Origin of the sequence: Elioraea sp. (assembly GCF_051860475.1) — a bacterium.
Taxonomy (GTDB): Bacteria; Pseudomonadota; Alphaproteobacteria; order Acetobacterales; family Acetobacteraceae; genus Elioraea.
The window spans coordinates 1-10,156 of record NZ_JBHYDW010000150.1; the positions used below are offsets into that span (position 1 = coordinate 1).

General features: G+C 70.8%; 11 protein-coding genes. 10 read left to right on the forward strand and 1 reads right to left on the reverse strand.

Annotation, left to right across the window (positions count from 1 at the left end; all coding sequences use genetic code 11):
• On the forward strand, nucleotides 1-1,970 hold a 1,970-nt coding region (locus ACTIFU_RS19770; protein WP_439580038.1), incomplete at its 5' end, for a TRAP transporter permease.
• A 4-nt stretch (nucleotides 1,971-1,974) separates the two neighbouring features.
• Here the strand turns inward: ACTIFU_RS19770 and ACTIFU_RS19775 are convergent.
• Nucleotides 1,975-2,316, reverse strand: a complete 342-nt coding sequence (locus ACTIFU_RS19775) for a tRNA-binding protein (protein WP_439580039.1) — start codon at nucleotides 2,314-2,316, stop codon at nucleotides 1,975-1,977.
• 111 nt (nucleotides 2,317-2,427) lie between these two features.
• Between ACTIFU_RS19775 and ACTIFU_RS19780 the strand changes: the two genes are divergently transcribed.
• From ACTIFU_RS19780 to ACTIFU_RS19820, 9 genes are read left to right on the forward strand one after another with little or no spacing between them, the layout of a single operon-like run.
• Nucleotides 2,428-3,183, forward strand: coding sequence for an SDR family NAD(P)-dependent oxidoreductase (locus ACTIFU_RS19780; protein ID WP_439580040.1), 756 nt, complete (start codon nucleotides 2,428-2,430; stop codon nucleotides 3,181-3,183).
• Nucleotides 3,184-3,230: 47 nt separating this feature from the next.
• A complete protein-coding gene (locus ACTIFU_RS19785) occupies nucleotides 3,231-4,019 on the forward strand; it encodes an SDR family NAD(P)-dependent oxidoreductase (protein ID WP_439580041.1) in 789 nt (262 codons plus the stop codon).
• Nucleotides 4,020-4,040: 21 nt separating this feature from the next.
• Nucleotides 4,041-5,639 carry a gamma-glutamyltransferase gene (gene ggt / locus ACTIFU_RS19790; protein WP_439580042.1) on the forward strand — a complete coding sequence of 533 codons (1,599 nt, stop codon included), beginning with the start codon at nucleotides 4,041-4,043 and terminating at the stop codon, nucleotides 5,637-5,639.
• Nucleotides 5,640-6,146, forward strand: coding sequence for an O-acetyl-ADP-ribose deacetylase (locus ACTIFU_RS19795; RefSeq protein WP_439580043.1), 507 nt, complete (start codon nucleotides 5,640-5,642; stop codon nucleotides 6,144-6,146). It abuts the gene before it with no gap.
• Complete coding sequence (locus tag ACTIFU_RS19800; protein WP_439580044.1) at nucleotides 6,143-7,642, forward strand: amidase; 1,500 nt, start codon at nucleotides 6,143-6,145, stop codon at nucleotides 7,640-7,642. The genes ACTIFU_RS19795 and ACTIFU_RS19800 overlap by 4 nt, the downstream gene beginning before the upstream one ends.
• A gap of 38 nt (nucleotides 7,643-7,680) precedes the next feature.
• Nucleotides 7,681-7,989, forward strand: a complete 309-nt coding sequence (locus tag ACTIFU_RS19805) for a hypothetical protein (RefSeq protein ID WP_439580045.1) — start codon at nucleotides 7,681-7,683, stop codon at nucleotides 7,987-7,989.
• Nucleotides 7,986-8,294 carry an SH3-like domain-containing protein gene (locus tag ACTIFU_RS19810; RefSeq protein WP_439580046.1) on the forward strand — a complete coding sequence of 103 codons (309 nt, stop codon included), beginning with the start codon at nucleotides 7,986-7,988 and terminating at the stop codon, nucleotides 8,292-8,294. Before ACTIFU_RS19805 ends, ACTIFU_RS19810 begins: the two co-directional genes overlap by 4 nt.
• Nucleotides 8,284-8,907 carry a nitrile hydratase subunit alpha gene (gene nthA, locus ACTIFU_RS19815; protein WP_439580047.1) on the forward strand — a complete coding sequence of 208 codons (624 nt, stop codon included), beginning with the start codon at nucleotides 8,284-8,286 and terminating at the stop codon, nucleotides 8,905-8,907. The genes ACTIFU_RS19810 and nthA overlap by 11 nt, the downstream gene beginning before the upstream one ends.
• A gap of 22 nt (nucleotides 8,908-8,929) precedes the next feature.
• Entirely contained in the window at nucleotides 8,930-10,114 is a 1,185-nt protein-coding gene (locus tag ACTIFU_RS19820) for an ABC transporter substrate-binding protein (protein ID WP_439580048.1), read from the forward strand.
• The last annotated feature ends 42 nt before the right edge of the window (nucleotides 10,115-10,156 follow it).

Here is a 10,156-nt window from a genome sequence, read left to right on the forward strand (position 1 = left end):
GAGGTGCTGGCCGGTCACGGCGCGAGAGCGCGGAGTGGCGCCGGCCGGAGCTCGCCGGCGATGGTGAGATCGACGTCAACGCGATCAGCGCGAAGGCCGAGATCCGCGGCGAGACCCGCAATCCGGCGGGTATCTGGGTGCCGATCATCCGCGTGGTCGGCATCGCCTCGTCGCTGTTCCACTTCTACACCGCCGGCTACCGCCCGCTGCCCGCGCTGGAGCAGCGGCCGATCCACCTCGCGGTGATGCTGTTCCTCTGCTTCCTGCTCTATCCCGCGACCGCGCGCGGCAGGGATCGCCAGCCGAGCCCGCTCGATCTTGCACTCGGGCTGCTGGGTGCGGCGAGCTCGGTCTATCTCGCCGCGATCTACGAGGACTTCGTGCTGCGCGGCGGCATGCCGACCGGGACCGACATCATCGTCGGCACGGTGTTCTGCGTCGTGGTGGCGGAGGCGGCGCGCCGCACCATGGGGATGTTTCTGCTGGTGCTGGCGGCGATCTTCGTCGGCTACCTGTTCGTCGGCCCCTGGCTGCCGGACATCCTCGCCCATGGCGGGTTCGGCTTCCGCCGCGTGATCCGCCACATGTACATGTCCACCGAGGGGGTGTTCGGCATCGCGGTCGGCGTCTCCGCGACCTACGTCTATCTGTTCATCCTGTTCGGCGCGTTCCTGCAACAATCCGGCACGACCAGCTTCTTCACCAACATCGCCTTCGCCGCCGCCGGCCACTCGCCGGGCGGGCCCGCCAAGGTCGGGGTGATCGCGAGCGCGCTGATGGGCACGATCCAGGGCTCCTCGGCGGCCAACGTCGCCTCGACCGGCGTGTTCACCATCCCGCTGATGATGCGGCTCGGCTTCCGCGGCTACTACGCCGCGGCGGTGGAGGCGGTCGCCTCGTGCGGCGGGCAGTTCCTGCCGCCGGTGATGGGCGCCTCGGCCTTCATCATGGCCGAGTACCTGCAGATGCCCTACGCGCAGGTGGCTGCCGGCGCGATGCTGCCCGCGATCCTCTACTACGCGGCCGTGTATCTTCAGGTGCACCTGCGCGCGGTGAAGGTGGGGATGGAGGGGCTGCCGCGGCACCGCCTGCCCAAGGTCAAGCGCGTGCTGCTCGGCCAGGGCCATCTCGTCGTGCCGATCTTCGTGCTGATCGGCATGCTGATCCTGGGCTTCACCGCCCTGTTCGCGGCGTTCTTCTCGATCCTGACCGTGATCGCGGTGAGCGCGCTCCGCCGCGAGACGCGGATGAACCTCGCGAAGATCCTGGCCGCGCTCGAGGCCGGCGCGCGCAACACGGTCTCGACCGCGGTCGCCTGCGCCGGGGTCGGCTTCATCGTCGGCAGCGTCGGGCTCTCCGGGATCGGACTGCTGTTCACCCAGTCGATCATCGGATTGGCGCAGGGTCAGCTCCTGCCCGCCCTGCTGCTGGCGGCGGGCAGTTCGCTGTTCCTGAGCTTCGGGCTGCCGACCACCTCGGTGTACATCATCACTGCCACGCTGGTGGCGCCCAGTCTCGCGCAGATGGGAGTGCCGCCGCTGGTCGCGCACCTGTTCTGCTACTACTGGGGCGGCGTCTCCGCGATCACGCCGCCCGTGGCACTTGCCGCCTATGTCGGGGCGGGGATCGCGGGCGCGCCGGTGATGAAGACCGGCTTCACGGCGATGCGGCTCGGCATGGCCGCCTACCTGGTGCCGTTCATCTATGTCTACTGGCCCGCGCTGGTGATGTGGCACGAGGCGCCGCTCTACCGCGTCGCGCTGGCGCTGATCGGCGGCGCGGTCGGGGTGTTCTGCATGGGCGCGATCGGTGAACGCTACCTGACGCGCACGCTGCCCTGGACCCAGATGGCGCTGCTCGCCATTGCGATCGTCGCGGTGATGCACCCGGCGGCGATCGCCAACGTCATCGCGGTCGCGATCGCGGTGGGTGTCGGCGCGTGGGAGTGGCGCGCACGGCGCCTGGGCTGAGGGGTCAGAACAGCCGCCCGCCGTCCGGCACCGGGAAGTCCGGGCGCACCAGCACCACGCCGCCGTTCTCGTCCGGGAAGCCGAGCACCAGGACCTGGCTCTCGAACCCGGCGATGCGCTTGGGCGGGAAGTTCACCACGCCGGCGACCTGGCGGCCGATCAGCGCGTCCGGCTTGTAGTGCACGGTGAGCTGTGCGGAGGTCTGGCGCGTGCCGATCGGGGCGCCGAAATCGACCCAGAGCTTCAGCGAGGGCTTGCGGGCCTCCGGAAACGGCTGGGCGTCCACCACCGTACCGACGCGGATCTCCACCCGCTCGAAATCCTCCCACGCGATCGTCTCGGCCATGCGGTCCTCCCCGGCTTTGGCGCGATCATCCACGCTGGGCACCAACCTGTCATGCCTTGACGTGCCGGGCGTTCGCGCGTGCCCTGTCCGGAGCGGCGAAGGGAGAGATGCATGACGGCGACCGGGTTCCGGCTGGACGGCAAGCGCGCGCTGGTCACGGGCGCGAGCCGTGGCATCGGCCGGGCGGCGGCGGCGGCGCTCGCGTCAGCCGGCGCGGTGGTGACGCTCGCCGCGCGCGCCGAGGACGAACTGAACGAGGGCGCAGCCGCGATCCGCGCTTCCGGCGGCGAGGCCATGGTGCTGGCGCTCGACGTCACCGACACCGCCGCCGTGAGGGCGCGGATCGCCGCAACCGGCCCCTACGACATCCTGGTCAACAACGCCGGCATCAACCGTCCGAAGCCGTTCCTCGAGATGGACGAGGCGACCTTCGACGCGCTCTACGACGTGAACGTGCGCGCGGCCTATTTCGTCGCCCAGGCGGTGGCCAAGGGCATGGCGGCAGGGGGTCGGGGCGGGGTGATCGTCAATGTCTCCTCGCAGATGGGCGTGGTCGGCGGGCCCAACCGCACCGTCTATTGCGGCACCAAGCACGCGGTCGAGGGCATGACCAAGGCGATGGCGCTCGAACTGGCACCCCACGGCATCCGCGTGGTGACGATCGCGCCGACCTTCGTCGAGACCGCACTCGCGGCCAGGGCCTTCGCCGACCCGGCCACGCGTGCCGACATCCTCGCGCGTATCCCGATGGGCCGGCCGGCCAAGGTCGAGGAGGTCGCGGCGTCGGTGGTCTATCTCTGCTCGCCTGCCGCCGGGATGGTCACCGGGACCCATCTGCTGGTGGACGGCGGCTGGACCGCCCAGTAGCCCCGTGGCATCACGACGGAACGCGACAGGGGAGTGAGCATCGAGCGATGGCCGTTTCGTCCTCCGAGACCAGGGTCCCGACCACGCCGAGCTTCCGGCTGGACGGCAAGCGCGCACTGGTGACCGGCGCCTCGCGCGGGCTTGGCCGGGCGATCGCCATCGCCTACGCCGAGGCCGGAGCCGGGGTGGTGCTGGCCGCGCGCGCCAAGGACGAGATGGACGCGACGGTCGCCGCGATCGCCAGCCGCGGCCTGCCGAAGGCGGTCGCGGTCGCGCTGGATGTCACCGACCGTGACGCCGTTCGTCGCGTGGTCGCCGCGCACGGACCGTTCGACGTGCTGCTGAACAACGCCGGGACCAACATCCGCGAGCCGTTCCTGGAGCTGAACGACGCGTCCGTCGATGCGCTGCTGGACCTGAACATCCGCGCCGCGGTGACAGTCGCGCACGCGGTGGCGCAGGGCATGGTGGCGGCCGGAAAGGGCGGTGCGATCATCAACCTCTCCTCAGTGAACGGCCATGTTGCCGGGGTGAACCGCTCGATCTACACCGCGACCAAGCACGCGCTCGAGGGGCTGACCAAGGCGATGGCGGTCGAGCTCGGGCCGAAGGGGATCCGGGTGAACGCGATCTGCCCGACCTTCATCGAGACCCCCCTGACCGCCGGACTGCTGAGTGACGAGAAGACCATGGCGCGCAGCATCCGCGCGATCCCGCTCGGCCGTATCGGCCAGGTCGAGGACGTGATGGGCGCGGCCGTGTTCCTCGCCTCGCCGGCGGCGGCGCTGATCAACGGCGCCAGCCTGCTGATCGACGGCGGCATGACCTGCGTCTGAGGGACGCCAAGGAGAGAAGCGATGCGCGACTTCCACCGTCCCGGCCGCAGCCCCGCGCGGGGCGTGAACGGCATGGCCGCCACCTCGATGCCGGTGGCGACCCTCGCCGCGCTCGACATCCTGCGCGCGGGCGGCAACGCGCTCGACGCCGCGGTCGCGGCCTGCGCCGCGCTGTGCGTGGTCGAGCCGCAATCCACCGGCATCGGCGGCGACTGCTTCTGCCTCTATGCCCCCGCCGGCTCGAACGACGTGATCGCGATGAACGGCTCCGGCAAGGCGCCGGCCGCAGCGACGATCGACTGGTTCGAGGACCGGGGCATCACCGCGTTCGATCCTGTCAGCCCCCATGTCGTGACCGTGCCTGGCGCCGTGCGCGCCTGGGAGGCGCTGCTCGCGAAGCACGGCCGCAAGGGGCTCGACGAGGTGCTGCAACCGGCGATCCGCCTCGCCGAGCACGGCCACCCGGTGCATGACCGCACGGCGTGGGACTGGGCGTCGTCACGCGACAAGCTCGCGGCCGACCCCGACAGCCGCGCGAGGTTCCTGCGCGACGGCGCGGCGCTCAAGGCAGGCGAGGTGTTCCGCCAGCCGGAACTGGCCGCGACCTTGCGCGCGATCGCCAAGGGTGGCGCGAAGGCGTTCTACGAGGGGCCGGTCGCCGCGGACATGGTGGTGAAGCTGCGCAGCCTCGGCGGGCTGCACACCGAGGAGGACTTCGCCACCGCCACCGCGGAGTTCGTCACGCCGATCCGCGGGACGTTCCGCGGCTACGAGGTGGTGCAGTGTCCGCCGAACGGCTCGGGGCTGATCGCGCTGATGCTGCTCGGCGTGCTCGACCGGCTGGGGCCCGCCTCGGAGGCGATGTCGGCCGCGCGCTGGCACGCTGCGATCGAGGCCGGACGGCTGGTCTATCGCGACCGTGATGCGTTCCTGGCCGATCCGGCGCAGGTGGAGGTCGAGGTCGCGCGGCTGCTGTCGCCGGACTACCTCGCTGCACTCGCGCGCACGATCGATCCCGAGCGCGCGATGCGCGAACTGCCGCCCGCCGGCATGGCCGAGATCCTGCCCGCGCACGCCGACACCGTGTACCTCTCTGTCGTCGACGGCGACGGCAATGCATGCAGCTTCATCAACTCGCTGTTCGAGGGATTCGGCTCGGGCATCCTCGCGCCCAAGTCGGGCGTGATGCTGCACAACCGCGGCTTCGGGTTCCGCTTGCAGCGCGGGCATCCGAACTGCATCGCCCCGGGCAAACGGCCGATGCACACGATCATCCCCGGCATGGTCATGAAGGACGGGCGCGCGGTCATGCCCTACGGCGTGATGGGCGGACACTACCAGCCCTTCGGCCATGCGAGCGTACTGGCCAACATGTTCGACCACGACATGGACGTGCAGGAGGCGATCGACGCGCCGCGCCTGTTCCCGCGCTCGGGCGCGGTCGAGGTGGAGCGGGGCATCCCCTCCGCCACGGTGGATCGACTCGCGCGCATGGGCCACACGCCGAAGCTGGTCGAGAAGCCGCACGGCGGCGGCCAGGCGATCTGGATCGACCACGCGAACGGCTCGCTCGTGGCGGGGTCAGATCCGCGCAAGGACGGCTGCGCGATGGGGTACTGAATGCCGCTCCGCGCCTGGCAGGGTGACATCACCACGCTCGACCTCGACGCGATCGTCAACGCGGCGAACGAGCATCTGCTGCCGGGCGGCGGGGTGTGCGGCGCGATCCACCGCGCATCTGGGCCGGAGCTGTGGGAGGCCTGCCGCCCGCTCGCGCCGGTGCGAACGGGCGGGGCGGTGATCACGCCGGGCTTCCGGCTGCGGGCGCGCCACGTCATCCACGCCGTCGGGCCGGTCTGGCACGGCGGCGGGGCAGGGGAGGCGGACCTTCTCGCCGCCTGCTACCGCGCGAGCCTCGCCCGGCTGCGGGAGAGGGGCCTCTCGTCGATCGCCTTCCCGGCGATCTCCACCGGCATCTACGGCTATCCGGCGAGCCAGGCGGTGCGCGTCGCGGTCGCGGCCGTGCGCGAGGACCTCGCAGCACACGGCGAGGCCGATGTCACCTTCGCCTGCTTCGACCGCGCCACCTACGATCTCTACCTGACCGAACTCGGGGACACGCCATGACCGACACCGCGCTCTGCGACCTCACCGCGATCGAGCTGCGCCGCCTGATCGGGCGCAAGGCGATCAGCCCGGTCGACCTGCTCGATGCCTGCCTCAAGCGGATCGAGGCGGTGAACCCGGCGATCAACGCGATCGTGGCGATGGACGAGAAGGCCGCGCGCGAGACCGCGAAGGCCGCCGAGCAGGCCGTCATGCGCGGCGAGGCGCTGCCGCCGCTGCATGGGCTGCCGCTCGGCATCAAGGATCTCGAGGAAACGAAGGGGCTGCGCACCACCTATGGCAGCCGCCAGTTCGAGAGCTTCGTTCCCGATGCCGATTGCGGCATGGTGGCGAACCTGCGCCGCGCCGGCGGGAACGTGCTCGGCAAGACCAACGTGCCCGAGTTCGGCGCGGGCGCGAACTCGGTGAACCCCGTCTATGGCCCGACCGGCAACCCGTTCAGGCCGACGCACAACGCCGCCGGCTCCTCGGGCGGCTCGGCGGCGGCGCTCGCGACCGGGATGGTGCCGCTCGCCTCGGGCTCCGATACGGGCGGCAGCTTGCGCAACCCGGCCGCCTATTGCGGCATCGTCGGCTACCGGCCCACCGCTGGCCTCGTGCCATCCGAGAAGCGCGGCATGGGCTGGTCGTGCCTGCCGGTACTCGGGCCGATGGCGCGCAATGTGCCCGACGTCGCGCTGATGCTGGCGGTGATGGCGGCGGACGACTCCTATGACCCGCTCGCCGCCCCGGTCGATCCGGCGTCGTTCTATCCGCTGCCGGAGGTCGATCCGGGGTCCCTGCGTGTCGCGGTCACGGAGGATTTCGGCTTCTGCCCGACCTCGCAGGAGGTGCGCGGGCTGTTCCGAGACCGCATCGGCAGGATCCGCCACCTGTTCGGCTCCGTCGCCGAGGCGACGCCGGACATGACCGGTGCGGACGACGCCTTCGCCGTGCTGCGGGCGGAGGGGATGCTGGCGAAGCACATGCCGGCCTACCGCACCAGGCGACACGTGCTCGGCCCGAACATCATCGCCAATGTCGAGGAGGGGCTGACGTACACGCTCGAGGACCGCGCACGGGCGCATGTCGCGCAGACCGCGATCGGGCGCCGTTTCAGCGCCTTCTTCAAGGACTTCGACCTGATCATCACCCCCGGCATGACGGTGCAGCCGCGGCCATGGACCGAGCTTGCGCCGACCGAGATCGACGGGGTCAAGCTCCGCTCCTACTACCACTGGCTCGCGTTGCCCTATGCCGCCACGCTCGCCGGGCATCCGGCGATCATCCTGCCCTGCGGGCTGGACGCGAACGGCCTGCCGTTCGGGCTCCAGATCGTCGGGAAGCGGCGAGGCGATGCGGCCCTGCTCGCCACGGCCGCCGCGATCGAGCGGGCGACCGCGCGCATCCATGGGTGCAGCCGACCGATCCCCGACCTGGAAGCGCTGGCCAAGGCGGCGCCGATCCACACCCTTCCGGGGGCCGACATGCTGGCCCATGTCGGACGGGCAGCCTGAGATTGCCCGACGCGCGCGCTACCCCCTAGACTCGGGCCATGAGCGAGACCGATCGAGGCCACCACGACATCGGCGGCGATCCCGCCGGCCCCGTGCCGCGCGCCGAGCACGTGCTCGCGCCGTGGGAGAAGGAGGTGGACGCGATCCGCTACGTACTCGGCCAGAAGGGGCTGATGTCGGCGGACAAGCTGCGCCTCGGCATCGAGCAGATGCCGCCGGAGGACTATCGCCGGCTCAGCTACTACGAGCGCTGGCTCGCCAGTATCGCCTGGACCATGGAGAAGGACGGGCTGATCCCGCCCGGCTCGTTCGCCGCACGCGTCGCCGAGCTGGAGGCGAAGCTATGAGCGCGCGCTTCGCGCCCGGCACGACGGTGCGGGTGGCGCAGGAGCGGCCGGCGATCAGCCTCGGCCGGCAGCACATCCGCACGCCGCACTACGTGCGCGGGTTGACCGGCACGGTCGCCGAGGTGATGGGGCCATTCGCCAACCCCGAGGGGCTCGCGGTGGGCGAGGACGGGCTGCCGAAGCAGGTGCTGTATCGCGTACGCTTTCCGCTCGGTTCGGTCTGGGGCCAATACGGAGGCAGTTCGACCGACACGCTCGATGTCGAGCTCTACGAGCATTGGCTGGAGCCTGCCCATGCCGCATGACGGGCCGCACGACCACCCCCACGACCACGCGCCGGACGATCCGTCCTTCGCCTCGCGCCCGGCGCTCGGCGCGCGGGCGCTGCGCGAGCTGCTGGAGGAGGCGGGCGTGCTCGCCGCGGGCGAGGTGGCGCGCCAGATCGAGCGGATGGACACGATCACCCCGGCGCTCGGCGCGGAGGTGGTCGCGCGCGCCTGGGTCGATCCGGCGTTCAAGGCGCGTCTGCTCGCCGACGGCAGCGCCGCCGTGCGCGCGTTCGGCGTCGAGATGGGGGCAACCCCGCTGCACGTGGTCGAGAACACCGACTCCGTGCACAACATGATCGTCTGCACGCTGTGCAGCTGCTACCCGAAGCCGCTGCTCGGCATTCCGCCCGACTGGTACAAGAGCTTCGAGTACCGCTCGCGCGCTGTCCGCGAGCCGCGCGCGGTGCTCGCCGAGTTCGGCGTACGCCTGCCGGAGGGCGTGACCGTGCGGGTGCACGACAGCACCGCGGATCTGCGCTATCTCGTGCTGCCGCGTCGTCCCGACGGGACCGAGGGGTGGGACGAGGCACGGCTCGCGGCGCTGGTTTCGCGCGACTGCATGATCGGCACGACCGTGCCTACGGCGTGACGACGAATAGGGGGAGGTCACGATGCGATTGACTCGAAGGGATGTGCTTGCGGCCACGGCCGCCGTTCCGGTGGCGGGATTGGCCGCGCCGGCGCTGGCGCAGTCGGCGCCGATCCGGATCGGCATGATCACCACGCTGTCCGGGCCCGGGGCGGCGCTGGGCAACGACATCCGCGACGGCTTCAACCTGGTCGTCAAGAACGCCGGCGGACGGCTCGGCGGGCTGCCGGTCGAGGTGATGATCGCCGATGACGGGCTGCGCCCCGAGAACGGCCGCGCGATCGCCGAGCGCATGGTGCGGCGTGACCGGATCCAGGTGCTGACCGGGATCGTGTTCTCGAACGTGATGCTGGCCGTCGCCCCGGTGGTGCTGCCGGCGGCGACCTATATCAGCGCCAATGCCGGACCGAGCCAACTCGCCGGCGAGGGCTGCAACGCGAACTACTTCAACGTCGCCTGGCAGAACGACAACCTGCACGAGGCGGTTGGGCAGTACGTCACGCAGCAGAACAAGCAGCGGGCCTACATCCTGGCGCCGAACTATCCGGCCGGGCGTGATGCGCTGACCGGGTTCAAGCGGTTCTTCAAGGGCGAGGTGATCGCCGAGCAGTACACGCGGCTCGACCAGCTCGACTACGCGGCGGAGCTTGCGGCGATCCGGAGCGCGAACCCCGAGGCTGTCTACATCTTCCTGCCTGGCGGCCTGGGCATCAACTTCATCAAGCAGTACGCCGCGGCGGGGCTGCGCGCGCGCGTGCAGCTCTACGGGCCCGGCTTCAGCTTCGACCAGGACGTGCTGCCGGCCGTTGGCGAGGACGCGCTTGGCTGCTTCAACTCGTCGCAATGGGCGCTCGATCTGCCGGAGCCGGCGAACCGTCAGTTCGTTGACACCTTCGAGCGCGACTACGGGCGGCTGCCGAGCCTCTATGCCAGCCAGGGCTATGATGCCGCGCTGCTGATCGGCTCGGCGATCGCGGCGACGCGCGGACGGGTGGGGGATCGCGCAGCGTTCGCGGCGGCGCTGAAGCGGGCGGATTTCCAGTCGGTACGTGGCAGGTTCCGGTTCGGGAACAACAACCATCCGATCCAGACGATCTACATGCGTGAGGTGGTGAAGGATGAGCGCGGGCGAATCGTGAATCGCACGATCGGCACGGCGTTCCAGGATCACCAGGACGCGTACGCGTCCCAATGCAGACTGACGTAAGAGTTGGGGGGGGGGGGGGGGGGGGGGGGGCGCCCGCCCCCC